The sequence below is a fragment of the Methanomethylovorans sp. genome, from assembly GCF_041305605.1.
GTDB lineage: Archaea > Halobacteriota > Methanosarcinia > Methanosarcinales > Methanosarcinaceae > Methanomethylovorans.
Window position 1 is genome coordinate 1 of sequence record NZ_JBFYLB010000170.1, and the last position, 25108, is coordinate 25108.

General features: G+C 44.7%; 29 protein-coding genes. 8 read left to right on the forward strand and 21 right to left on the reverse strand.

Features of this window, described 5'->3' with window-relative positions; all coding sequences use genetic code 11:
• Positions 1 to 159: 159 nt before the first annotated feature.
• The 3 genes from ACCM36_RS10440 to ACCM36_RS10450 form a co-directional block, all read right to left on the reverse strand.
• Complete coding sequence (locus tag ACCM36_RS10440) at positions 160 to 672, reverse strand: chorismate pyruvate-lyase family protein (RefSeq protein WP_370573700.1); 513 nt, start codon at positions 670 to 672, stop codon at positions 160 to 162.
• A 34-nt stretch (positions 673 to 706) separates the two neighbouring features.
• Positions 707 to 1018 carry a DUF5611 family protein gene (locus ACCM36_RS10445; RefSeq protein ID WP_370573701.1) on the reverse strand — a complete coding sequence of 104 codons (312 nt, stop codon included), beginning with the start codon at positions 1016 to 1018 and terminating at the stop codon, positions 707 to 709.
• A 66-nt stretch (positions 1019 to 1084) separates the two neighbouring features.
• On the reverse strand, positions 1085 to 1780 hold the full coding sequence (locus tag ACCM36_RS10450; protein ID WP_370573702.1) for a radical SAM protein: 696 nt from the start codon (positions 1778 to 1780) through the stop codon (positions 1085 to 1087).
• A 159-nt stretch (positions 1781 to 1939) separates the two neighbouring features.
• Between ACCM36_RS10450 and ACCM36_RS10455 the strand changes: the two genes are divergently transcribed.
• Positions 1940 to 2344, forward strand: a complete 405-nt coding sequence (locus tag ACCM36_RS10455) for a pyridoxamine 5'-phosphate oxidase family protein (protein ID WP_370573703.1) — start codon at positions 1940 to 1942, stop codon at positions 2342 to 2344.
• A 91-nt stretch (positions 2345 to 2435) separates the two neighbouring features.
• Positions 2436 to 2723: a hypothetical protein gene (locus ACCM36_RS10460; RefSeq protein WP_370573704.1), complete on the forward strand. Its 288-nt coding sequence runs from the start codon at positions 2436 to 2438 to the stop codon at positions 2721 to 2723.
• 51 nt (positions 2724 to 2774) lie between these two features.
• On the opposite strand, the gene ACCM36_RS10465 is transcribed toward ACCM36_RS10460, so the two are convergent.
• From ACCM36_RS10465 to queC, 6 genes are all read right to left on the reverse strand, one after another.
• Complete coding sequence (locus ACCM36_RS10465) at positions 2775 to 3752, reverse strand: methanogenesis marker 2 protein (protein ID WP_370573705.1); 978 nt, start codon at positions 3750 to 3752, stop codon at positions 2775 to 2777.
• A 31-nt stretch (positions 3753 to 3783) separates the two neighbouring features.
• A complete protein-coding gene (gene nifB / locus ACCM36_RS10470; protein ID WP_370573767.1) occupies positions 3784 to 4716 on the reverse strand; it encodes a nitrogenase cofactor biosynthesis protein NifB in 933 nt (310 codons plus the stop codon).
• An 83-nt stretch (positions 4717 to 4799) separates the two neighbouring features.
• Positions 4800 to 5138 (reverse strand): 6-carboxytetrahydropterin synthase QueD, encoded by a 339-nt coding sequence (queD, locus tag ACCM36_RS10475; protein ID WP_370573706.1) that lies wholly within the window; start codon positions 5136 to 5138, stop codon positions 4800 to 4802.
• A complete protein-coding gene (locus ACCM36_RS10480; RefSeq protein WP_370573707.1) occupies positions 5138 to 5854 on the reverse strand; it encodes a 7-carboxy-7-deazaguanine synthase QueE in 717 nt (238 codons plus the stop codon). The genes queD and ACCM36_RS10480 overlap by 1 nt, the downstream gene beginning before the upstream one ends.
• Complete coding sequence (locus ACCM36_RS10485; RefSeq protein WP_370573708.1) at positions 5854 to 6411, reverse strand: DUF366 family protein; 558 nt, start codon at positions 6409 to 6411, stop codon at positions 5854 to 5856. Before ACCM36_RS10485 ends, ACCM36_RS10480 begins: the two co-directional genes overlap by 1 nt.
• 17 nt (positions 6412 to 6428) lie before the next feature.
• A complete protein-coding gene (gene queC, locus ACCM36_RS10490) occupies positions 6429 to 7130 on the reverse strand; it encodes a 7-cyano-7-deazaguanine synthase QueC (RefSeq protein ID WP_370573768.1) in 702 nt (233 codons plus the stop codon).
• 135 nt (positions 7131 to 7265) lie between these two features.
• On the opposite strand from queC, the gene ACCM36_RS10495 reads away from it, so the two are divergent.
• The gene (locus tag ACCM36_RS10495) at positions 7266 to 7754 is read left to right on the forward strand and encodes a hypothetical protein (RefSeq protein WP_370573709.1); all 489 of its coding nucleotides are present in this window, start codon (positions 7266 to 7268) and stop codon (positions 7752 to 7754) included.
• Between the two features lie 69 nt (positions 7755 to 7823).
• Here ACCM36_RS10495 and ACCM36_RS10500 read toward each other — a convergent pair whose 3' ends face one another.
• On the reverse strand, positions 7824 to 9038 hold the full coding sequence (locus tag ACCM36_RS10500; protein WP_370573710.1) for a PLP-dependent aminotransferase family protein: 1215 nt from the start codon (positions 9036 to 9038) through the stop codon (positions 7824 to 7826).
• 421 nt (positions 9039 to 9459) lie between these two features.
• Complete coding sequence (locus ACCM36_RS10505; protein ID WP_370573711.1) at positions 9460 to 9888, reverse strand: winged helix-turn-helix domain-containing protein; 429 nt, start codon at positions 9886 to 9888, stop codon at positions 9460 to 9462.
• Positions 9889 to 10056: 168 nt separating this feature from the next.
• Here ACCM36_RS10505 and ACCM36_RS10510 point away from each other — a divergent pair, with 168 nt between their 5' ends.
• Entirely contained in the window at positions 10057 to 10977 is a 921-nt protein-coding gene (locus ACCM36_RS10510; protein WP_370573769.1) for a YbgA family protein, read from the forward strand.
• 80 nt (positions 10978 to 11057) lie between these two features.
• Positions 11058 to 11297 carry a transposase gene (locus ACCM36_RS10515; RefSeq protein ID WP_370573712.1) on the forward strand — a complete coding sequence of 80 codons (240 nt, stop codon included), beginning with the start codon at positions 11058 to 11060 and terminating at the stop codon, positions 11295 to 11297.
• Between the two features lie 103 nt (positions 11298 to 11400).
• On the opposite strand, the gene ACCM36_RS10520 is transcribed toward ACCM36_RS10515, so the two are convergent.
• Both ACCM36_RS10520 and ACCM36_RS10525 read right to left on the reverse strand, forming a co-directional pair.
• On the reverse strand, positions 11401 to 11988 hold the full coding sequence (locus ACCM36_RS10520; protein ID WP_370573713.1) for a 30S ribosomal protein S3ae: 588 nt from the start codon (positions 11986 to 11988) through the stop codon (positions 11401 to 11403).
• Between the two features lie 175 nt (positions 11989 to 12163).
• A complete protein-coding gene (locus ACCM36_RS10525) occupies positions 12164 to 13672 on the reverse strand; it encodes a serine--tRNA ligase (RefSeq protein ID WP_370573714.1) in 1509 nt (502 codons plus the stop codon).
• Between the two features lie 261 nt (positions 13673 to 13933).
• Between ACCM36_RS10525 and ACCM36_RS10530 the strand changes: the two genes are divergently transcribed.
• From ACCM36_RS10530 to ACCM36_RS10540, 3 genes are all read left to right on the forward strand, one after another.
• Positions 13934 to 14857, forward strand: coding sequence for a ketopantoate reductase family protein (locus tag ACCM36_RS10530; RefSeq protein ID WP_370573715.1), 924 nt, complete (start codon positions 13934 to 13936; stop codon positions 14855 to 14857).
• 16 nt (positions 14858 to 14873) lie between these two features.
• Complete coding sequence (locus ACCM36_RS10535; protein WP_370573716.1) at positions 14874 to 15467, forward strand: uracil-DNA glycosylase; 594 nt, start codon at positions 14874 to 14876, stop codon at positions 15465 to 15467.
• 203 nt (positions 15468 to 15670) lie between these two features.
• Positions 15671 to 15856 carry a YegP family protein gene (locus tag ACCM36_RS10540; RefSeq protein WP_370573770.1) on the forward strand — a complete coding sequence of 62 codons (186 nt, stop codon included), beginning with the start codon at positions 15671 to 15673 and terminating at the stop codon, positions 15854 to 15856.
• A gap of 49 nt (positions 15857 to 15905) precedes the next feature.
• Here the strand turns inward: ACCM36_RS10540 and ACCM36_RS10545 are convergent, their stop codons facing one another.
• The 8 genes from ACCM36_RS10545 to ACCM36_RS10580 all read right to left on the reverse strand — a co-directional run bounded on the left by ACCM36_RS10545 (position 15906) and on the right by ACCM36_RS10580 (position 25096).
• Entirely contained in the window at positions 15906 to 16139 is a 234-nt protein-coding gene (locus ACCM36_RS10545; RefSeq protein WP_370573717.1) for a KEOPS complex subunit Pcc1, read from the reverse strand.
• Positions 16136 to 17482 carry a DHHA1 domain-containing protein gene (locus tag ACCM36_RS10550; protein ID WP_370573718.1) on the reverse strand — a complete coding sequence of 449 codons (1347 nt, stop codon included), beginning with the start codon at positions 17480 to 17482 and terminating at the stop codon, positions 16136 to 16138. The genes ACCM36_RS10545 and ACCM36_RS10550 overlap by 4 nt, the downstream gene beginning before the upstream one ends.
• An 11-nt stretch (positions 17483 to 17493) precedes the next feature.
• Complete coding sequence (gene glmU, locus ACCM36_RS10555) at positions 17494 to 18687, reverse strand: bifunctional sugar-1-phosphate nucleotidylyltransferase/acetyltransferase (RefSeq protein ID WP_370573719.1); 1194 nt, start codon at positions 18685 to 18687, stop codon at positions 17494 to 17496.
• Entirely contained in the window at positions 18687 to 19985 is a 1299-nt protein-coding gene (glmM, locus tag ACCM36_RS10560; RefSeq protein ID WP_370573720.1) for a phosphoglucosamine mutase, read from the reverse strand. Before glmM ends, glmU (ACCM36_RS10555) begins: the two co-directional genes overlap by 1 nt.
• An 18-nt stretch (positions 19986 to 20003) precedes the next feature.
• Positions 20004 to 21833: a glutamine--fructose-6-phosphate transaminase (isomerizing) gene (gene glmS / locus ACCM36_RS10565; protein ID WP_370573771.1), complete on the reverse strand. Its 1830-nt coding sequence runs from the start codon at positions 21831 to 21833 to the stop codon at positions 20004 to 20006.
• Between the two features lie 10 nt (positions 21834 to 21843).
• Positions 21844 to 23058: a bifunctional sugar-1-phosphate nucleotidylyltransferase/acetyltransferase gene (glmU, locus tag ACCM36_RS10570; RefSeq protein WP_370573721.1), complete on the reverse strand. Its 1215-nt coding sequence runs from the start codon at positions 23056 to 23058 to the stop codon at positions 21844 to 21846.
• A 217-nt stretch (positions 23059 to 23275) separates the two neighbouring features.
• Positions 23276 to 23734 carry a 30S ribosomal protein S15 gene (locus tag ACCM36_RS10575; RefSeq protein WP_370573722.1) on the reverse strand — a complete coding sequence of 153 codons (459 nt, stop codon included), beginning with the start codon at positions 23732 to 23734 and terminating at the stop codon, positions 23276 to 23278.
• Positions 23735 to 23902: 168 nt separating this feature from the next.
• Positions 23903 to 25096, reverse strand: coding sequence for a hypothetical protein (locus ACCM36_RS10580; RefSeq protein ID WP_370573723.1), 1194 nt, complete (start codon positions 25094 to 25096; stop codon positions 23903 to 23905).
• Between the last annotated feature and the right edge of the window lie 12 nt (positions 25097 to 25108).

A 25108-nucleotide genomic window follows, 5' to 3' on the forward strand; every position in this document is an offset into this window, starting at 1 on the left:
TGAACCCGCGGCCTCGTCCTTACCAAGGACGCGCTATACCCCTAAGCCACCGAGGCACACAGAATCAGTGGGGCAACCCTGTAATATGCAGAATCTGTTAATAAGGTTTCGGTTGGATCCGACTTGGTTCGCCTGGTTCATGGCATCTGTGCAAAGCGTTTATAACAGCCAGCGATCATCGATGGGGAACCGTTCGTTGATCCACATAAGCACACCGTTATGGTGTACTATCTTGTAGGAGCGGGAAAGCACGGATTTTGCGCCGAAAAGAGATTCCTGACTGTGGAGCTCGATATCCTCAAAGTCCCGGCGTGTCTCGATATTGTGATCGCGCAGTATCCTGCCGATGGGGATATCGGCTTTCATCATATCACATTTAACTCCAGGAGGCATTTTCTCAATGGCAGAGAGGGAACGGGCATACACATAAGGCACCTCACCGGCAGTGAGAGTGACCACGCGGTCATTGATATCCGCACCCACCTCCACGCCGAACATCTGCGCCATCCACTTGTCAGCAGGAATGATATGCTGGTACTCCGTCACCACTGCCGTAGGATGGCCGGTCATGATCTCCAGCAGGAACGTCACAGATCCGTCAGTACCGGCGCACACCCGCAGGCAGGTGGGAATATGGAAACCCTTCAGTTTTTCAAGGAATTCGCTGTCCATGTGAATGATATTTTTGATAGTTTCCGGGAGAAATTTACTTGGATACTTCCTCTTTAGCCTTTTTCAGGCGTTCCTTGGCTGTGTAGCCGGTGGCCTTGTACAGGAAATCCCTGTATCTCTTGTTAGTGTCCAGAATAACTCCATCATTGGTGACCGTGATATCGGATTCAGTTTCCACTGCCATTTTCTTGTTCTGTATCCATACGGTAAGCGTCTTGAAGATGCCATAAGATATTACAAGCTTATCGCCGTTCTTTTTTATCTCAGCGGGAAAGCTCTCCGCCAGGCATTCATGGATCCTTTCAAGATCCGGCTTATTTCCACGTTTTAAACTGTATTCCTGCATTGCTATCACACATTAAAGGCTGGTCAAAAGCATAAACATTCCGGTATTTTTGTACACCCTGAAAAGTCACTTTCCCAACACTATTCTACCCTTCTCACCCAGCAGTATCACCTTCGGGATCTTCTCCATGGCTATTATTCCAAGCTCCTCCAGCTCTTCCCAGGAAGGTGTAGGCCCAACATGCCCCAAAAACGGCCTGTCAAAATCCGTCTTGCTCATGAACTGGTACAGCATCATCTCATCCGCACCTTCCACATCCGGCAGGATCCTGTAAATGGAATCCTTATTGACAAACTCCGGGATAACCCGTAACCAGACACGCAGCCACTTCTGCTTTGCAATGGCGAGGGATTGTTTTAGCAGGTCTATGTATTTCTCAGTGCGTTCCCGTGACATCCCCGTAAGCTCCATTAGCCCGTCCACATCGTCAAGAGGCGCTTTGATCTCCAGCACAATACCATGCACAAAAGGCAGAGACTGCTCAATAACATCCGGCTTCATTCCATTGGACTTAAGCAGCACCTGTTTTCCGGCATCATGCAAGCCCTCAAGCAGAGGAAGCAATTCTTTCTGCAATGTCGGTTCTGCACCTCCCAGATAGATGGTCTTCATAGCTGAAGATCTTGCGAACTCCAGAGCCTTATCCAAGAGAACATCAGTGAACAGCTGGTGAATATGCACACAGTAAGGGCACTTCATATTGCATCCCGCAAATTCCATCCTGATCTGGCCCTCGGTCTCAGCAATATTTATCAAACGCATTTTATGACTTCCTCTACATATCGAAATACATATAGAAATTAGGGATGTACCAGGTATAAAGACTTCTGCCAACTGCCACCACAATTAAGATATGTATGTAGTTCCAAGTAGTTTTCAAAGAAAAACGAGACATTGAGGATCACACAGGAGTGGTAAACAATGGTAAAGATGACAAAAGAAATAATGGAAACTATCGCCAAACAGAACCCCGTGCCAGTAGCGACATCAAGCGCAAATGGAACCCCAAACGTTGCCCTTGTAGGCTTCCTCAAAGTAATGGACCCTGAGACCATTCTCATCTCGGATAATTTCTTCTTCAAGACCGAGGACAACCTCAAACACAACCCAAAAGTAGCCTTCGTGGTACATGACAGCTACACAAAGAAGTGCTTCCAGATAAAGGGCAGTGTGAAAATGATCACTGACGGCAAGGTCTATGAAGAAATGAAGCATTGGGTAGACTCAGCTATGCCCAACATGCCAAAGAAGGCAGCCGTTGTAGTGCATGTAGAAGAAGTTTATAACTCCATGCCCGGTCCCCACGCCGGTGAGAAAGTCCTTTGATCGGTACTCAATGTACCATCTTTTTTCTCTTCTTATCCGTTTACTTTTTATGCTGAAGCTGAATATGAGGTCTCTGCAATAGGTGAGGCACATGGCAAGAAAACTAACAATTGAAGACCTGAAACCAAAAAAAGAGACTGAGGAAAAGCAACTTGAAGAGCTCTATGACCTGATAATCCCACCGGGAACTCCATCTTATATCATATACGATATGGTAGAAGAGTTCGAACTTGAACCCATGGAGAGAAAGATATCAGTAAGCATAATCGAATGTGACGAGAGAGAACTTCTGGTACTGCGCGGTAAACTCGAAGTTGTGCAGGCTGCCGAGAGATTTCTGTACGATGAACTGGCTGCATGGGTAAACAGCGAGCATTGAAATACCTCATGCTTTTTTAATATACACTACATGCATTGACCATTCACATATTCATTCATCAATGCCGGTAATGATATCTTTCGTGAGATCAAAAACAATAGCTTTTTCCTTCCGGTCGTGGATCTCTAACCTTTGACTATCGGTTATCTCACCCACAGCAGCAGCAGTGATACCTACCTGACAGAATACATCCAGACATGCCTGCACGTTCTGCGGCTTTGCGGTCACAACATAACCAGTTGCGGGATATATCTTCAACCACTGCTCCATATCCATATTCTCAGGCTTGGGTATCTTCGTAATGTCTACGGAAGCCCCTACCTTACTGGTCTCACATAGCATACCCAGAGTGCCTATGGAGCCAGGGTTACTGATATCCTTCCCGGCAGTCACAAGCTTCCTTTCGGCTATGGTCACCATCACCATATAACATTCCCTGACAAACTGAGGGTCTTTGAAAGAAGTAGTGTCCCAGCTATATGGCGAATTCTTACCCACCCTGCCATCCATGTCGTATGCAAGGATAACAACATCTCCGGGACTTGCAGTATCGCTTCTGATAACACAGTCCTTTTTAGCTATGCCTATGATGGCGACTGCAAGGGAATTGTAAGGAGTGTCCGGATGAGTGTGGCCTCCTACCATCGGCACACCGAATTTGGTGATCCCATCCCTTATACCTTCCATAATGCCTTTGATGGACTCCGGGTCGTCGGAAGACATTATATTTACCATTGCAAGAGGCTTTCCTCCCATGGCCGAGATATCGTTAACATTGACCACTACGGACGTGTAACCGGTCCACCAGGGGCTCTTCTCCACGATCCTGCCCCAGATACCATCTGCAGCGAACAGGATCACATCATCTCCGCCTATATCTATCACAGCGGCATCATCGCCAAAATCTGCGATAACATTACCATACTCATGGCGAACGCTCTCGAATATCTTAAAAATTTCAGCGATGGGTTTCTTGCGTGAAACCCCTTCGAACTCCCGCAGATTGCGGGCAAGCGTCTCCAGGTCCATCCAGGCCACCGACAGGTTAAAGAGTATCTGCCTATGCTTTTTCAGACTTCTCTGCCATTTCCAGCTTTATGGTTTTACGGCGCTCTTCGCTCATCTGGGAAAGATCCTTTCCGATAAGGCCGAACGCATCGGACCTGCACTGACGGCAGTGTCTCATCTGCTGCACGTAGGGTTCACATGCATCCTGCACAGCCTGCCTTTCTTCAGCTGTCGGCGGTTCCATATCTGCGAACTTGGCCTGGCAGATGAGTGGCATGATGTTCATTATATAAACGCCCATCTCGTTGATCTTCTTCGCCACTTCAACTATGTGCTTGTCATTTATACCTGGCACCATCACAGTATTGATCTTCACGACAATACCTGCATCTACAGCCATCTTAATACCTGCAAGCTGGTTCCTGATAAGGATCTCAGCAGCTTCCACACCCTTGTAGATCTTACCCTTATAGACTACATGACTTATGAGCTGTGCTTCTATTGTGGGGTCTATGGCATTTAGTGTTACAGTCAGCGTGTCCACACCTGTATCAATGATCTCATGCATTTTATCAGGAAGAGCAAGCCCATTGGTACTCAGACATAGAGTAACATCCGGTAACTCGGCCTTTACAAGCCGGAAAGTATCAAAAGTAGCATCATTGGCCAGAGGATCTCCGGGACCTGCCACTGCAACTACCTTGATGAATGGGAATTCCTTGAGCACCTGCTTGGTCTTTTCCAGAGCTTCGAGAGGTGTCAGAACTTCACTTGTGACACCAGGGCGGCTCTCGTTCACGCAATCGAACTTCCGATCACAATAGTTGCACTGGATATTGCATGCAGGAGCTACGGGCAGGTGTATTCTGCCGAACTTGTGCTGTGCCTCTTTTGAGTAACAGGGATGTTGTGCAATGATCCTCTTCATTTCTTCCTCCCTATTGGAGACCGTTATATCACATATATTCTTTACTTCATCCGGCATACCTGTCACATCCACAGCTCCGTTCTTTAAATTGGCTCAACTATACATTTACAGGTTATATATGTTTTGGAATTTCTCCATTTTCAACAAATTTCGCACCACTTACCTTCTCCTTCCCATACCTTTACAGATAATGGAAAGTTCAGTTTCGAACTAAGGTTTTGGTGCATGTGTTCGCACAGGTTTTCCACACTTGGGAATTCAAGTATATCATTAAGCAACCTATGGTCATATTCCTTGAGTACTTCCTTAACGACCTGTTTTATGTCATAGAAGTCCATCACCATACCATTTTCGTTCTTTTCTCCTTCTATGACGATCTCAACCTTATACGTGTGACCGTGCACGATACCGCATGTTTTGTGCTGAGGTAAGTAGTGAGCACTGTCAATGTGATCTATTATTCCAAGTTTCATTTTCATTATAAGCACCCCCACATCCTGTGAGTTTGTGGGACGATCAAAGTATCAATATCACCGAGCAGTTCCTTTTGTAATTCAAGCAAAGTCCTTACATCAGGCCTTAACTCATATTGTGTTACCGGCTGCAGGACGATACATGAAATATAGTTGTTAATGGACGCGGCTACATCCAGCACAAGAGCCGGGTTTACATCTCTTGTCATCACGATCTTACAGAAGCAATCCCTGTTCTCGGTCTTTCGGAGGATACTGAAAGTCTCAATGGTCTTTTCAATATGCGACTCCAGCTTTTCTCCCTGAAACTCATCGGTGAGCTTCACATCACCTGAGACAAATGAAACGCAATCCCTTACCTTCCTGGCCATGTCCGGTAATGTCATGTTAGATTCCAGGTACAGGGGTAAACCCACATCTAGCTCTGTGATGAAGTCCGCATACAACAGAGGTTCACCTCCTGTAAGGGACAGGGAATGCACGTTCATGAAAGGGTCCACGAGCTCTGCTACCTGATCGGTACCCAACGGATTTCTGATGTACTGGAAAATACCTGAACCCGGATCTTCCTCATACCTGCAAGCTTCAGATATTTGCACATCCGTATCGCAGTACGAGCAATTAAGATTACATCCGGCAAATCTCAGGAATACCTGCCTGTTGCCTACATAAGGTCCCTCACCCTGCACGGAACAGAAGATCTCTGTGATTGGTGCTTCCATCACATCACACCTAATGGCCTGGATTTACGCAGGTCCTTTTCTATGTCATGGATCTCTTCCACATACCTGCTGGATATTTCCTCCATCAGCGAGAACATATCTTGTTCGGGAACACCCTGATCACTGAGACAGCCATAAACAGCATGCTCCACATTCATACCAAAGTGTATCTTTTGGGATACTGCAGAGGTACTGGCAATAGAAATACTGAGTTTCTTGCCCTGTACAAAAAGATCATCTCCGACCCTTGAAGTTTTTATTCCCCTCTGTAACAGGGTTTCAGCCACCATGGCTGTGAACAAGCGTTGTCTGGCATAGATGAGCTTAAGGTCAGTGGAATCAAAATGCTCGATCACGAAATGAAGCATATCGGTGGAGTAAATGGAATCTCCTTCCTTCCTGTCCTCCAGATCTATCATGTGACGGATCTGCACATCACATGAACCACGGAAAGCAATTATGGAATCTTCCTGCAAATCGGCTGCCATGTATCCCCACAGCGATGAGATCTGACTGCCATCGTAATCAATGTGCTTTTTAAGCACTATCCATCTCATATTCTTTCCTCTGCCATTTAATCATTAATACCAAGTCTTTCCATGAGCGGGTCCTTTATGCCAGCCTGCATGAAAGCACGCTTTCTGCGGGTACAGCTTTCACATACACCGCATGGAACCTCTTTTCCGTGATAACAGCTCCAGCTCCATTCAAGGGGAGCCTTTGTTTCCAGAGCCTTACGGATGATGCCCTGCTTGTCAAGACCTGCCACCGGAGCCATCATCTTTACGCCATTGAGGGTCGAATAACCAAGGCATTTGTCAAGACTGTCTAGATATGCAACGGAATTATCGGGAAACGTCACAGCCTCTTCACTGTTAAAACCAACAATGACGTACTTGCACTCCAGGCTCTCTGCAAAGCTTGCAGCAATATTTATCATTACCCCATTACGGTTGGGTACCCAGACTTTCTTTGCTGAATCCAGTGTTATGGCCGGATCAGATTCCTCTGCGATATCCTGCATGGACATTTGAGGAACGTCCATATCCGTGCTCACAAGGCTGGTGGCTGTTATATCCTTAAGCCATGTAAGAGGTATGACCTTGTGCTCGATCCCATATTTTTCAGCAACTTTCCGGGAATACTCGATCTCTCTTGCAGCAGCCCTCTGTCCGTAGTCAAATATCAAAGCCATTCTTATATCTGTCTCCCTCTGTGCTATCGCAAGGGATGTGACAGAATCCAATCCACTACTTAACAAAGCAATTGCGCTGATGATAGATCCCTCATATTCTTTAGATGCTCTTGGAGTAATACCTGGATATTATTTATACTTGATGGAGTGGGAAGGATATATTAACATGCGATTAATATAAATATCCATATAAACAATTGTTCTGGTGATCATACCATGGCAACTATTATGGACAAGGATGTGCTTGTGGCCCTCCTTAGACGCATGTACTGGATCGAATCCGAGATGGAACAGCTTGTGACATGGGAAGCACGTATTCAGTTTATGGGAGAGAACGTCGAAGCTTTAGAACAGCTCTCTCATGACTCAGACAAACATTGGAACATATTACAAAAGTGGCTCGCAAGAGCAGATATACCTGTTCCTGTGACTGTTCCAGCCGGGCTTCCGGTAAAGATCTTCAATTTTAGTGGAATGGCGCCCACAAGAGTATTCCATGAAATAATGCAATATGAGATACTTGCACGTGATGCTTATATAGATATTTTGAATGCAGACCCAGCGGTGATCAAAGATCTGTTTCCTGATGATATGAACAGGAAAGAGTTCATCCAGGATATAAAAGGTCTCATAAAAGATGAAGAAGAACACAGAAAAATATGCGCAAAACAGTCAGGTGGTTTCAAAATAATCAATACCATCTGAAAGTAAATGCTTCAATAAAGATGGCATCTATTTATTGACCCTTACACAAATCAAGAAGAAAAAAGGACCTCAGGGATTATTCTGAAGATCTGCTACCTTAGGGTCTTTCATGAGTTTTTTCAGGCACACGGCCAGCCGTTTTATTCCTTCTTCTATCTGCTCGTGCTCTGAATTGGAGAAATTCAATCTTAAAGTGTTACTACCACTGGTATCATCAGTGTAAAAAGGATTACCAGGAACAAAGGCAACATTCTCTTCTATTGCAAGCTCGAACAGGTCAAGCGATGAGACACTTTGGGGCAGTGTTACCCACACAAACATTCCACCTTCCGGTTTTGTATACCTGACACCTTCCGGAAAGTGTTCAGCCATCATACTTACCATCAGATCCCGGCGCTCTCCATACGCATCCTTTATTTTTACAATATGTTCATCGATATCATTATCTAATAGATACTGATAGATGATCCTCTGAGAGAGATGATTAGAATGAAGATCAGCAGCCTGTTTTGCTACAAGCAGTTTTTCCATTATTTCCTTTCTGGCACATATCCATCCCATTCTAAGCCCCGGAGCAATGATCTTTGAGAAAGAGCCCATAAGGATCGTATTATCGGAATAGTTCCTGATGGCAGGAAGATCCTCTCCTGTAAATCTCAATTCACCATATGCATTGTCCTCAACACAAACAACATTATGTTTTTTGAGAATATTGGCAACATCTTTTCTCCTTTGCTTAGAGTAGGTTATTCCGGATGGATTCTGGAAAGTGGGAACAGTATAGAATAACTTTGCACTGTTTTCACTCAATGTCCTGTCCAGCAACTCTGTGTCTACACCATCTTCAAGAAGAGGAACGGCATCAAATTCGACTTCAAAGATAGAGAATGCCTGGATCGCCCCGAGGTAACCGGGTTTCTCAACAACGACCCTGTCACCTTTGTTCAAAAAGATCTTTCCGATAAGGTCAATGCTTTGCTGTGAGCCGTTAGTGATCAGGATCTCACCGGGATCTATCGTTAATCCGTTCTTTTTGAGATACCTTTGTGCAATGAACTCACGTAAAGGCAAATATCCTTCTGTCGTACTGTATTGAAGAACAGTTCTTCCGTCGTCTGACAGAACCTTTGTGGAGGCTGATGCGATTTCTTCCACAGGGAAAAGACCAGGGTTAGGAAGCCCGCCGGCGAAAGATATTACTTCCGGCTGCTGGGTAACTTTCAGTATTTCCCTGATGAAGGACTTACGTGTGATCTGCATCCTGTCAGCGAAAATCGTATGCACTATTGAACACCTCTTTATCTTATCAACAGTTTCACTTATTAGATGAATAAATACTCTTTGAGTGATACTTTAAAAGATAGAATTTGCCCCTATTAACAGTATATACCCTATTACTAATATATTAACCTGCTAAATAAAATAGTTATATTGCCAGGTGATTGGACGGAATGCAATCCGACCAGACATTCCGTCAACTTTTGCTCAATTTTTGTCGGTACATCTACAGATGAATACATACCTATAAAAACATATGTGTTATTTGCTACGTTTTACTAAATAAGTATGTTTAACATATACTTCAAGGATGAAAACATGAAGTTGAGCCATATATCTATTCAATACTATCTTTCGATAACTTTAGTATAATTCTTTATTCTGGCAGTGTGCTAATTACCAGACACTGTTGTTAGGGAATACCCGATCAGCTCCGTCTACCATCGTTACCAGCCTTCACATTCTCAAAATAAGCCTCCGCTCTCGGCGAAAGATGATACATTGCAGTTCCATTTTCATCCGTTCTTTCAACATAAAGCGCATTCTCAAGCATATCGAGGTGGAATTTAGCCTGCATCCTGTCAAACCTGAAGTGCTCTTGTATATCTTCAATGGTCTTATCAGCTTCAGAAACGAAGGATAAGATCTTCCTTCTTACAGGGTTCTGAAGTGTTTTCAGACCAATATCATGATCTTCAGTGGGATTTCGTACTATACCCTTTTCTTTTTTTATGTTTTCTATCCACTCTTTTCTACTATCTTTTAGAGGATCATCTGACATAAGCATCAATAATAGTTGTTTAAAACAGATGATACGTTTTTTGGTCCGATCTTTCTCACACTTACTAAATTTCAAGAAGCACCACCACTAAAAGCTGCATCAGCAGCAGCTGTGAAAAAAAGAGAATGCAAAGTTCATCTTAATATTGAAACCGTTTTGATACCATCCGGATCACCTATAAATACTGCTTTCTCCTCATCCTTTAAAGGAGGTCTGAGCATTCATACATTTCCTCACCCTATAGTGATCATAAGCAAATGCTTAGGGTTTGAACACTGCAGATATGATGGACAAATGGTTCCATATGATATTGTAAAGGATCTGCGACCCTTTGTAGAGTTTATAACAGTATGTCCTGAATGCGAGATCGGATTGGGAGTACCGCGAGATCCTATTCGATTGGTCCATAGAGAAACAATGAGACTTGTACAGCCATCCACCGGCCAGGACATTACAAATAGGATGCAGGTTTTTGTCAGCGATTTTCTGGATAATTTACCGGATGTTGATGGATCCATTCTCAAATCAAAGTCACCTTCATGCGGGTTCAGAACAACAAAAGTGTTCTCTTCTGCTGAAGCACAGGATCCGGTGCACAGACATGGTACTGGGTTCCTGGCAAAGGGAATACTGGATCGGTTCGCAAACTTGACTTATGCAGATGAAGCGTCTCTTATGGACAAAAGGATAAGAGAGCATTTTCTTACAAGCCTCTTCATACAGGCCGACCTGAGACTACACCATAGTTCAATACAGGAACTGATGGACTTCCAGACCCGCAACAAACTGCTTCTCATGGCGTACGATCAGAGGCAATTGAAAGTTTTGGGAAGGATCCTGGCTGACCACAAACACCGGTCTTTTACTGAAAATGTAACAGCTTACGTGAATACACTACAGGGAATGACCTCAGTTCCACCTTCGAGATCTAATTTCACCAATGCGTTCATGCATGCTTTGGGATATTTTTCCCACAGGCTGGGATCAGACAAAAGGCAGTATCTGCTCGACTGCATTGAAGCATACCGCAAAGGCACTCTAACCTTATGGGAATTAAGGAAGGCCATGATTCCCTGGATCGTGGAGTTCCATGTAGATTACCTGACGGATCAAACACTATTTTACCCCTATCCTGAAAATCTCGATGTTCTGCATCCAGTGTAGAGGAATGTAAATATAGAACACTGACCGTCTTTAATCTATGGGAATGACAGATGTTGAGGATATGAGAAGGATGCGATAAGATGAACGAAGAAGAAGCGGAAATGGAAGAGTTCATTGAGGATATTCAGCCAGACGAAGAACTCATTGAAGTATGTCCGATCTGCGGCAGCACTGAGCTATATTTTGAGGCAGGAGGAGTGGAGGGCTTGTACCACTGCAAACATTGTGGTTATATAGGCGCCTTTGTAATCGATGCAAATAAAGAGATGATGGAACTCATCCGGGAAGAGTACAATACTTCTGCCCGGGATGCAGAATAAATAACTATATAATATAAATCTTGTCAAATAAGCAAAAATGAAAAACAAGTTACGGCTTGTGCCATTGTGACTCAAGCCCGAAAGAAAAAGTATTGGAACAGGGTCATGCGGCAGGTATGCCTTCGACCTCTGTTTTCCTGATCTCTACTCTTCTGAGTGGATAAATGTTCTTTGCATTCCTGTAAATAGTAGCAGAGAGCTTGCCCATGATGGCTTCTTCCACAAACTGCTCGAAGTTAAGTTCGATTGCCCTTTCCTTCACAGTGCTGTCCATTACCTGACGGATGCCCTCGATCTGGCTGGTCCTTGCCCTCTTGACAGTGAAACAAATGGGTTTCACTCTGACAATATAGCCATCCTTGGTAGTGACCTTAAGGTTAGTATCTATCCTGGAGGTCTGCCTCTTGACAATGGAACGCAGATAATCGGTAGTTATCTCGTGTCCGATGAAACGGGTTTGTGCAACATCCCCATTGATATCGTTGATCCTGAACTTGAGCTTAGTATTGTGCTTAGAGAAATCGTTAGTGAGGTCACCGACCGTGGCTTCCACAATGCGGCCGATAAGCTGTTCAGGTTCTTCTGCCAGAGTGGTGCCGATATTGTTCCTGCCTATGAACTCAGGTGTTTCAATGTTATACCAGGATTTTGACTTCCATTTGTCTAATTTTTTCTGTACTTTTCTTGCCAAGTAATTCCTCCGATCAATGTGAATTCTTATGATAGATGATATGAATAATGTATCTGTTCACTGTGCATTCGTTCCTTAGAACGATAACATAGAATAGATCCTGATTAGTGGCTCTGTATACTAGACATGTCCCTATATAAAGAAATCGGTCAGCAGACTGACCGATAAGTTAGATTTACAGGAAGCGTATACCCTTTGACACTTTTCCGGCACGCTTTGCGAATCTTTCAGGCCAGTTAGTCGGATCAAGACCTTTCTGAGCAAAGAAAGCAGAAGACCATCTTTCCAGACCTACGCCCGAACAACCGGACCAAAGCTCCTCACCGGACTGGCACTTGACATTAAAACCAGCCGGATACTTGGTCCCATTGACACTCACATTCTGGAACTCCAGCCATTCCCCGTTCTCTCCCCGATAGGGTAGAACAGCTTCGTAATCAGTGGTACCTGCCTCACTCTGTGCAGATACGCCTGTCAGGCCCTCCTGAGCCATGAACCATGGAGTCACCCAGGCCTTTCTCCATTCCAGCTCCAGAATCTCATTAAATATGTGCATATACCTCTCATGCAGCTCCTTGGCACAGTCCAGGACCTGCTCCTTGGTTCCAAGCCATACGATCTCTATCCTGTGGAACTCGTCCACACGCTCCATGCCATGGATACCACCGCTCTCATATCTGTGAGAAGTACCCGACCTGTCAAATACCTTGATAGGGAACTCATCCGTAGGTATGGTCTCACCCTGCAAGTATACCCAGAAAGGAGGACACTGTGCATAGCACATTCCACCTATAGGCTCACCGATCTTCTCTTTTATAAGAGCCGTGGGAACCTCGTGGGTAACCTTATAATAATCACTGACCTCTTCCCAGTACTCCGGGTCCCTGGTCTTGGGCGGGCATACATAGTAGATCTCCGGATAGACACCTTTTGCATGGCCCGACTTCTGCCACACCTCCCAGGGCACCAGCTTGGGAAAGATCATCTCCCTGTAACCCAATGGACCCAAAAGTTCCTCGAGCACTATTTTCTCAAAGGTCCGGAACATCTGCGTGGACTGTGGTCCATGTATCCACTGGCCTCGGCTTGCACCTCTCTTGACCCAGCCTTCTTTTACCATTGCCTGCGTGGGATCCTCGAAGAACTTATGTTCTTTCTTTTCGCTCTGCCATAGTATTTGCCAATGCTCGGCCTTGCCCCCGTAGGACTGCTGTTGGATCTTGTCCTCCATCAAAGTGAGTATCCTGTCCGGTACCCTGTTCTCGATCTCAGATTCTCCCACATCCAGAAACAGTTTTATTGCACCATTCTCATACTCTATGGACTTCACATAGGGGATCTTTAATTGTTTTAAAGGCTTTTCTGCCGGCATGGTGATAATAAATGACTCCACCTCGATCGCCCTAAGACCAATACGGAAGTCCTTTCCCAATTTTGCTGCCAAGGGCTTGCGTATGCGCATGAGCGCATCATGAGCGCGTACATATCTCCCGGATTCGATCAGCAATTCGATCTTGTTGTCGCTAATACCCCATTCTACGACCTGCGCCCCGTAACCATCGGAAGCACCCTTGACGAGTATGGTCCTGTTTGCCTCTTCCAAATACTCCCCGATCATATCACGAGCAGGAGTGACATCCGAACTCGCCCGGAGAGAAACTTTCAATGTAAAATGCAATTCCATTTATTTATTCCTCGGTAATAGTGAATGAAGAGCCGGCATAGTAGGTAAGCTTTTCATTATGGAAAAAGGCTTACATCCTTTATTAATTTTCCATCAGAAGCCAATAGGCCGGATATTCAAACTGATCAGCCATTCCGGATCTATGGCCCATTCTTTCAGAAAGGAAGAAAGTTGAGCAAAAAATTTATTTCATATCCGTTCTTAGTGCATACCCTATTGTTTCCATCTAACAGGATTATGCCTTGAAGTGTGATGATATAAATGGATATATTGATATTAGGCGCAGGTGCTGTAGGCCTGTCCCTTGCAGCCCGTCTTTCTAAGGTCTCTGATGTGCATGCCGTGTGCAGACAAAAGCATGCTGATACTATCAGGGCCGAAGGTTTCAAAATGACCGGTATCTGGGGAGAAGAAACCAGCTTTTTCAGTTGCAGTGAAGACATACCTGAGAACGGGAAATATGATTACATATTCATAAGTTCCAAGTCCACTGCCACCAGATCCATTTGTGAGCAGTTCGCTGATGTGATAGAGGGAAATGAAGTAATAAGCCTTCAGAATGGCATAGGGAACGAAGAGATAATCTCAGAATACACAGATCATGTTATAGGCGGCACTATTATCACAGGTTTTGAATGGACCGGTGATGCCAGTGTTCATGTATCCGTGGAAAGTGGCCCTATGCAGCTTGGCAGGTTCCCTTCAGGCATGGATGATAGCGTACAAAAGCTTGCAGAGGTATTGCAACAAGCTGGTGTCCCCGTATTTACCACAGATAATATAAAAGGAGCACTCTGGTCCAAGGTCCTTTACAACTGTGCATTGAACCCGCTTGGCGCTATAATGGGTGTTCCCTATGGCAAATTAGAGAATCCACATGCCTGGAGTATAATCGAAGGAATGATACACGAAGCTTTCAGGATCACGGCTGTTGAAAAAGTCCGGTTACCCTGGGATAATGCCATCGAATATCTGAGATACCTGAAAGAATACCAGTTACCAAACACACGGGCACATCATTCTTCCATGCTGCAGGACCTTGCAGCCAGTAAGAGAACAGAGATCGAGTTCCTGAATGGTGCAGTAGTGCAGCGTGCAAAAGAATATTTCATAGATGTCCCATATAACTCATTCATCACCTCACAGATACATTTCATGGAAGATCTAAGGACAAAAAGTAATTAAAAAATGGTAACTAAAAATGAGCACCGACTGTAATACAACTACTATGATCCCCGGTGAACTGGTCAAATTGGGACTAAAGGGAATAACAGAGAACATACTGGAATGTAAAATGTGCCAGTTACATGAAAATATCACTAACAAAGTGATAATGAGAGGTTCTGAAAGGCCAAAAGTGCTTTTTATAGGGGAAGCTCCCGGAAAGAACGAAGATGAAGCTGGCATTCCCTTCTGCGGGAGAGCAGGAAAAGTCCTGGACGAACTTATCACTTATATGGCCCTTCAAAAAAATGAATATGCCATAATCAACACGGTCAAATGCCGACCTCCGAACAATAGAAAACCAACACAGAACGAGCTTCGGACATGCAGACCTTTTCTGCTTGCTCAGATAGAGATACTTGATCCTGAGGTGATAATACTGCTGGGCAACACGGCAGAACAGGCATTTTGCGTGTCCCCCGTGGATTGGGGCAAAGCAGTGATCACTACGGAGGGCAAACGCCTTATAAAGCTATATCATCCTGCAGCTCTGCTTTACCGGCGTTCCCTCATGGAACAGCAGAAAGAGATGATAGACAGGAATAAAGACCTCTGGCAGAGAATACACTAAGGTTTCCAGCTTTTCAATGCATTTGTATCCCTTAAAAGGAACTTTTTTATAAGATGGGGATCACCTTTTTTTGAGGTAAGAAGTGCTTTAGGAGGAGGGCACCTCAACTATACCTGCTGTCGATGATAATTGATAGTATTTGAGTAGTATCAGAGCGATAGCTTTAGCTGAGATCATTAATTGTAAAATGAGGAGGTGAGGAGATATCAAAGTTCGAAGTATTTACCGATAACACCGGAAAATACAGTTTCAGATTGAGAGCAAGGAACGGCGAGATCATAGCCACAGGCCAGGTCTATGCCAGCAAAGCTGGCTGCCTTAAAGGAATAGAATCCGTGAAAAAGAATGCTCTCACGGCAAAAGTGGTTGAAATGGATCCGGTAAAATGAAATAAAAATGATTAAAAATAAACGTTAAAGAATGAATTATTTTTTAAGGTCATTTGTCCACCTTCTCGAGCACTTCCTCTGCTATCCTGGCATTCATGAGCAGGTCATCCATAGTGGCAATGAGAGTTGTGACCTTTTCAGTACTAAAACTAATCGTTGCCAGGCCTTCAGCAACTTCTGTGCCCATACCGGAAAGGTTATCCGGAGCAAGGGAAAAAGCTACTTTCTCTGCGATCTGCGAAGCCTGTGGACTTTTCATAGTTATAGTAGTTCGTATCCTCATCTTTTGCCGCCTAAATCCTCACCCAGTTGCTGTCCCACTATCCCGTCAACGATATCAATGAACTCCTGCACCTTTCCCGGTGGAATGGAAGCCCCGGATGCGATATTATGACCACCGCCCTGGCCACCTACGGCCATGGCCCCTTCTCTCATAGCATAAGCAAGGTCAAGCCCTTTACCTATCAAGGCCCGTGTACCCCGGCCTGAGACTTTGACAATGCCCTCTACTTCATTGGTTGCAATACAGGGTTTCTCGGGATGCATATATCTTACCACAGTACTGCTTATCATTCCCGTGTTATCCATGTCTTTAGCTATCATATACCAGATATTCTTCCCTTGCTTAAACATACTTTCTGCCTCCTTTATGTTGGCAACTATGGACCTCTGGTATTCAACTGCCAGCTGGCGTCCTTCCTCTATAACAGATGCATCCTGCATGCACATTGACAGGGCCAGACCAGCTTTTTCAAGCTTACCACATGTATTGAGTATGCCAACAAAGTCATAGACATTCTTTACAAGCTCTTTTTCAAGATAGTACACATCCCCTATAGCTGCATCCACTGCCTCCGGGCTTGCATGCTTTGCAAGCTTGAGCGCGATAGAAGAGGTGAGCTTCTTGAGATCACCCTGAGACATCTCACTTAATGTTCCCTTCACTCCAAGGATAGCAAGGAAATCATGTATCTTCTTCCGATCACCCGTGATATCCAGATAAGGCTCAGGCGTATACTCCAGCACATCCGCGATATCACCATCTCCCACCTTCAGACCTTTTTTGACAGAAACCACACCTGCCTGTGTGGCCTCCTCAAGTATGTGCAGATTTGCATTTTCAAAGAGCTGTTTATCACCAACAGCGCCCGCAATTGCCAGTCCCGCCAGATCTACATTGTCCGGATCCATCTCCTTTGCCACCAGATATGTAGTACCTGAAGCAGAGAGATATATAGCTCCATCAATGCCTGTATAATGCGGATTAACGGCTACCTTTGCAGGAGAATCACCCACAGGCGTATGATGATCAATAACAATCACATCATTCTCGATCTGCCTGATAAGCTCTGCCTGCCCACTGCCCATATCACAAAATATGACCAGGTCTCCCGCAGAAACGCTGTTCTTTATGGTATCAATGGTATCCTGTGCCAGCCTGCTTTCGATAGTGGCATGGAAACGTATGCTTTTCCTCATAAGAGCTCTGCACATTATGCCTGCCGAAGTAAGCCCATCAGCATCATTGTGGCATATGAGACGCACGTACCTATGTGCAGATATCACGTCGGCAGCTTTTGCTGCAAGCTCTTTGAGCCTGCTCATCGCTGTGCTTTCAGAGGTCATCTGCATCACCATCACTGCATAAGGACTTCACCGGGTTTGGTGCCACTGCCGTTCTCAATAACAACACCTACATTAATACTGGTGTTTATACCGGTATGGACATCATCCCCCATTATGACACCAAGCTTTCTGCGACCTGTGTCCACCCTCTTACCTTTGATAACGGACTTAATGGTCTTGCCGTCATGGCGAAGATTCGCAACCTTTGTACCTGCACCGAAATTGCAACCGAATCCTACCACACTGTCACCAATGTATGTAAGGTGTCCGATCTTGGTCCCATCCATGATGACACAGTTCTTCACCTCAACACCATTGCCAATATGCACATTGTTACCAATGGAAGTTGAGGGTCGGATAAAACAATTGGGGCCGATATCGCAATTCTTACCGATGACCACAGGACCGATTATATACGCACCATTACGCACGATCGTACCTTCACCTATTACCACATCGCCATGCAAAGTGGCCAGAGGTTCCACAGTACCTTCACAGCTGGGTTTGAGCTTTTCAAGCATTGCTTTGTTGGCATCCAGCATATCCCAAGGCCTGCCCACATCCAGCCAGACATTGGTAAGAGGTTCAAAACCCACATGTATGCCATCGTTCACCATCATCTGCATAGAATCGGTTATTTCATATTCGTTACGTGGAGATGGCTGGGTCCGGTCAATATATTCAAAGATAGTAGTATCAAAGAGGTAAATTCCTGCATTAACAGTGTTAGTAGGGGGATCAAGGGGTTTTTCTATGATACGGCTGACCTTATCGCCTTCCGTAACGATCACACCGAACTCCGAAGGGTTCTCAACAGCCTTCACACTGATGACAGCAGCCTCGTTGTGCTTTATGAGCTTTCCAAGATGCACAGGATCTACAAGCATGTCGCCGTTCAACTGAACAAATCGCCCATTCACGTATTCCCGGGCACAACCTATTGCATGAGCAGTACCAAGCTGCTTTTCCTGAGTGACATAATCAATATGGATCCCCCATCTTTTTCCATCACCGAAATAGGCCTTAATGGTCTCTTCCCTGTAACCTGTGACCATCACAAAATCCTTTATACCTACCTGGATACAGGCCTCCATTACATGTTCGAGCATGGGCCTGTTGGCCAGAGGCAACATGACCTTTGGCCGGGCAGCGGTCAGCGGGCGCATCCTTGTTCCTTCACCGGCTGCAAGTATCACTGCCTTCATCAAAGATTCTCCCGCACTATCTTCTCAGCCATTGCATAGAGCTCTTCCACATTTTCACGGGACTCAGCTGTTATCCTTATCTTTGGTTCTGTGCCCGAGGGCCTGATAAGCACCCAGCCGTCCTTCATTTCCACACGTACACCATCTATATCGGTAACCTTGCCCATTTGCTTCATTTTTGTAGCAATGGCCTTCATCACTCTTTCCTTTTCCATGTTATCGCAGGGAAGAGTACCTCTCTTAGTAGGATATTTAGGAAGTACCGCACGCATTTTTGCCAGTGAAGTTTCCTGCACCATTTCGACAAGAAGCGCAGCTGCAAGAATACCATCGGGACAATATGATACTCTTGGGAATATCCAGCTTCCCGAAGGTTCTCCACCAAACTCTGCACCTACTTTCTTGAGCTCCTCGGCCACATAGACATCACCTACACGCGTATAAACCACTTCTGAAAGGGGTAAGGAATCAGCCACCATCATAGAAGTATCTACAGGCACCACAAGCTTTCCTGAATCTTTGCATTCACGCAATGCAAAGATAGCAAGCATTTCATCTCCCGATACGAACTCTCCGTTCTCATCCACTGCCATCATCCTGTCAGCATCGCCGTCGTGGGCAATTCCGACACGTGCACCGAATTCTTTTACAGCCTTTTTGAGCATCCACAGATTTTCCTCAATTGGTTCCGGATTGCGTGCAGGGAAGTGTCCGTCGAGCTGTGCATTAAGAGTGATGACCTCGCACCCCATTTCCCGTAACAGGAAAGGAGTGATGGTGCTACCTGCAGCACAGCCGCAATCAACGACAACTCTCATCTTGACCGGCTTCACATTACTCAGGATAAGTTCAGCATGATCTTTTATGGCAGAACTGTCTGATGTAATGTCCCCTATTTCGTTCCATGCCACAGCCACGAAATCTTGCTGCCCGATGATGCGTTCTATCTCTTCCTGCTGTGCAGAATCGAATGCCATGCCATCGGGATTCCATAACTTGATGCCCACATAAGGAGCAGGATTATGGGAAGCAGTGATCATTACCCCACAATCGTATTTTCTTGCAGCGTAAGCAAGTGTGGGAGTTGTGACAACACCGATCTTAACAACATTACAACCAGCTGACACAAGTCCCGAGACCAGTGCATATTCGATCATTTCACTGGATACCCTCGGATCCCTTCCAATGACTGCAGACTTATTGGACCTGCCAAGAGCTAATCCCACTTTAAGGGCAAGATCAACTGTAATTTCTTTATTGGCAAGACCTCTAATACCGGAAGAACCAAACAATTTCATAATTCTAACCTCTTAAGATCATTCTACTGTAACGCTTTTCGCAAGGTTCCTGGGCTTATCTATAGAGCAATCCCTTGCAAGGGCTGTGTAATATGCAAGCAACTGCAACACTACCGATGAAAGCACCGGGGATAACAGTTCATGACAATCAGGTATCCTTAGCACCATATCAACGTATTTAGTAATCTCAGTGTCGCTTTGGTTGGCAACAGCTATTACTTCGGCACTTCTTGCCTTAACTTCCTTGATATTGCTCAGTACTTTATCATATGTATGCCCTTTTGTAGCAATGGCCACTACAGGCGTTGCACTGCTGATAAGTGCCAGAGGACCGTGTTTAAGCTCACCCGCCGCATATCCTTCAGCATGTATATATGAGATCTCTTTGAGTTTCAGGGCACCCTCCAGTGAAACCGGATAGTTCAAATGCCTGCCTATGAAGAAATAGTCCTGTACCTTTGCATAGTGTTCAGCACATTTCTTTATTGCATCTTTATTGTTGAGGATCTTTTGTACCTGGCCTGGCAATTGCTTGATGCCAACCAATATATCTCTGGAAGTTTCAGGAGTTAACCGGCCTCTGACCGTTCCTATGTGGATAGCCATCAGATAGAGCATTATAAGTTGGGCTGTGAATGTTTTCGTGGCAGCAACTCCTATTTCCGGACCAGCGTGTGTGAAAAGCACACTATCCGTTTCCCTGGTAATAGTACTACCCACTACATTGGTTATGGCAACCGCCTTACATCCATATGACCTTGAACTCCTGATAGCTGCAAGTGTGTCAGCTGTTTCTCCTGACTGCGTTATAGCGAGAGTCAATACCTGACCACAAAGTATCGGATCACCGTATCTGAACTCCGAAGCGGTCTCAACATCAGTGTGTATCCCGGCAAGGTTCTCGAACAGATATTTTCCAACACAACCGGCATTCCATGATGTTCCACAGGCAATTATGGTCACCCTTTGCAGATTCCTCAGCTGGTCCTCATCCATCTTCAGTTCTTCGAGTATGACCCTGCCTTCCAGTTCAGAGATCTTACCTGCATACGTATCCTGGATAGAAATGGGCTGTTCATGTATTTCTTTGAGCATGAAATGTTCATAACCCGCTTTTTCAGCAGCTTCTTCATTCCACTCAATGATGTCAACTTTCTTTTCTATCCTTTGTCCATCGTTATTGTAGAATTCCACACCTGTGGGACTAATTAGCACAAGCTCCTTATCATTGACATATACAGCATTTTTTGTATATCTGAGAAATGCAGTTACATCTGATGCCGCAAAATAACCATTATTACCAAGACCAATGACAAGAGGACTGTCCTTACGGGCAAGCACTATATGGTCCGGCTCATCAGTGCACAGCACTGCAATTGCATACGAACCCTCTATCTCGGTCATTATATGGCGTACAGCATCCAGTAAGCTGTATGTTTTTTCATTTTTCATTGTTTTATGCAGCAGATGTGCTATGACCTCAGTATCTGTATCCGATGAGAACTCATAGCCTTGCTGCATCAGCTTTTCCTTAAGGTGCATATAGTTCTCAATGATACCATTATGCACTACTGCAATATTCGATGAAAGATGGGGATGGGCATTCCTGGTCTCGGGCTTTCCGTGAGTAGCCCAGCGAGTATGACCTATTCCAATATGCCCTGTGAAACCTGCCGGAATTATTTTTTCCAGCTCGGATATCTTGCCTACGGTCTTGTATGTTTCCAGGTTTCCATTGAAAATGGTGACCCCTGCAGAATCATAACCTCTGTATTCCAGTTTCTTGAGGGAACTGATGATGATATCAACAGCATTCTCAGTACCTATGTATCCTACTATACCACACATCATCATCACCTCAGAGCACCAGGGTACCCCTGTGCAGCGCCTTATCCACTATATTACCTGATCCGATACGACAGTTGATGGATATCATGATACCGGCTTTTACAAGGACCCGGTGACCAACATCAGTGTCATCACCAACGACAGTGCCCAGTTTCTCTGCCTGATGCAGCTCCTCGTTCAATATGATGTTCAGGTTACTTCCCGTCTCTGTAATGAAATATGGGCCGACGTGACAATTACTTCCAATGACAGAATCGGATACATAGCCGTGGGAACCAATGCGTACATCGTTCATTATTATACTGTTACGGATATTTGTAAAAGCACCCACGGATACATTATTGCCTATGGATGTGGATGGTAATATAACAGCATTGGGCCCGACATCACAGTTATCCCCTATCATAACAGGTCCTACAATATAGCATCCGGATCTGATGATAGTATTCTTACCTATTGATACGTTTCCTTTAATGTGGGCTCCATCTTCCACCGCAGTGGATGCGACTTTCCTTTCGATCTTCCCAAGGGTAACAGAATTAAGTCTCAGAAGGTCCCATGCATATACTGCGTCCAGCCACCAGGATCTTGTCGTAGCCATCGATACTTCGTGGCCATTCTCGATCATCTTCTGGAGCGTATCAGTGATCGCATACTCACCCTTCGGAGAGAGAGGAGTTTGTCCTATAAAATCAAATATCTTGGAACTGAAATAATATATTCCGGTATTTACCAAGTGACTGACTTCAGAAACGGGATTTTCCAAAATCTCCAATACCTTGGGCCCTTCTGCCCTGATAACCCCATATCCGCTCACATGTTCGGTCTTGACGGCAAGTATAGTTACGTCTCCACGTTTTGATTTGATCAGATCACTGATCACTTTGGGCTCTATGAAGTTATCGCCGTTCAGAGCAAGGAACTCATGTTCGCCGGCAAGTTCACTCCTGGCCTGTTCTATCGCATGTGCTGTACCAAGTTGTGTCTTTTGCTCAACATACCGGATGTTTACCCCGAAATCCACACCATCTTTGAAGTAGTTCATTATGCGCTCTTTCTCATAACCAACTATCAGTAGGATGTCCTTGATGTTATTTTGTTCAAGGGAACGGATAACGTGTTCAAGAATCGGCCTGTCAGCAACAGGCAGCATTACCTTTGAACGGGTAAGCGTTAGGGGACGGCATCTGAGGCCTTCTCCCGCTGCAAGAATGACCGCTTTCATGCCTTATAGTGAGCACTATAACAATTTATATTTTACCTTTGTCTTTATATTATAGATTTTATATTTTTGGCGTATTGAAAATATATTTAGATTGTGATGCTACTATCGCCATTCCAAAAAAAACAGAGAACAAAAAAAAGTAATTCCTTGTCCTGAATAAGCAAAAATAAAAAAATAAAGTACCGACAGGCTACAACCTATCGGAAGACGTACCCCTTTATCTTGTAATAAGCATTTCTGCAGTTTCGGGCTTGTATTTCCAGTCAACTGGAAGCACTTTGTTAGCCTGATAGTATTTTACAAGCCTTCTGATCTTGGATTCGATATTGTGCAAGGAACGGATGTTGTGGTTGTCCGAATGATTGTGAACCACATGCTTTCTCAGACCTATTGCTTTTACAATGAGATTGTACAGATCTTCTGGAACTGGCGGTTTCTGATCATTTTCCTTGAGGATGGCCGTGATCTTCTTTCCAGTAGCGAGCTTCACATCTGGCATTCCATATTTGTCCCTGAGGACCATGCCGATAAGACTTGTGCTCATTCCCTGCTTCCACATTTCCAGCACAACTTTTGTAATCTCGTCTGTGCCCATGGTGCACCAGGCAGGGGCTTCAGAGCGCATTGGCCTTTTAGAACCGGATTGACCTTTTCTCCGGGTATGCATTTTTGCCATTGAATTCCTCCTTATAATAGTAAATAGAGAGTATTTGATCTAAATTATGTAAATTTTGTTGATTTCACTAAAGGCTATCTTGAACGTTATGGAGACATAGCCGATAATTGTCCTTGGCGAGGCGAGGTAAATGAAACAGCATAGCATATAAAATTTGTGATAGGGACTTTACCATACCACAAGGGTGACCTCAGCTGCCGGTGGTCTCGCATGCATAAGAATAGATCTGATTTGCCTGTCCCTGAGCTTAAGCAGAGTGATGCTGTCATTCGTTTGCATCATAGCCTGCACCGTACTGTTGATTTCCTCAGACATTGCGCCTGAAAGATAAGTATATACATCATTTGTATGCTCCTGCCTGAGCTGGTTCCCGACCAATGAAATATTATCTTCGGTAAGATTTGTGACATTGTCCGTTGAATAAGAGCACATATTGTCCGTCACTTTTACAGCATTGCCCAGTATACCAATAGCTATAGTCCTTTCAATATTCCCCTCATAAAAAGGAGAGCCCATCAAAGAATCTCCTATTGCTGCCATGTTTGCCTGTCCACTGCTTATCCGTTCAAGATATTCTTCCGGATAGTATATGCCGACAATTGATGCCGAAGAACCGGAGGCTGCCTGGGATATGCACTCATTGAACATGGAACATAATTCCTGCTCCTTTTGTGAGGAGTTGACTGCACGACCAAATTTAAGGTCACCCGCAGGAGATGATATATCTGCTAAACTTACAGCATAATTATATGGCACAGAGATTAACGCACTCTGCCTGAAGGATATGTCGGGAGGAATGGCACCCACAACAAGCTGACCTGAAGGTCCACATCCGGGAACCGGTTGCCAGTTAGCCTCTAACCTGTAATTGTACCTGCCACCTATCCTTCTGTCCAGATATTCTTCAACTATGCGTTCTGTAGCTTCTGAATATCCAGAACTGAACGGGTGCAGATAACAGTATGTTCCGTTCTCTTCAGTACGCAGTGAAAACAGCATGCCTTCAGAGATCAGATCAGCAAACGTCCTGGATGCATGTTCCTTTGCAAACAGATCATTGCTTTGACAGATAGACATTGAATTTTCAGGAAGAATATCAACTATGCAAGACATAGAGGATGGTACCACCATATATTCAAAACCTTCCACTCTGCTATCCAGAAGAGATCGAAGCAACTGTTCATCGAACCTGTATGCTGCAACATCCTGAACTGCCGCATTGTGCCCTGAAGAAAGTAGAACCGGCATCAGCACTACTGCCGAAAGAGACACCATTAACAGAAAGAACATGACATCAATGGTCGAGGAAATGGCCTCTTTGTCGGATAATATTTGCCTGCTAATTATGTTTTTCAGTTGCATTGCTTTATCTCC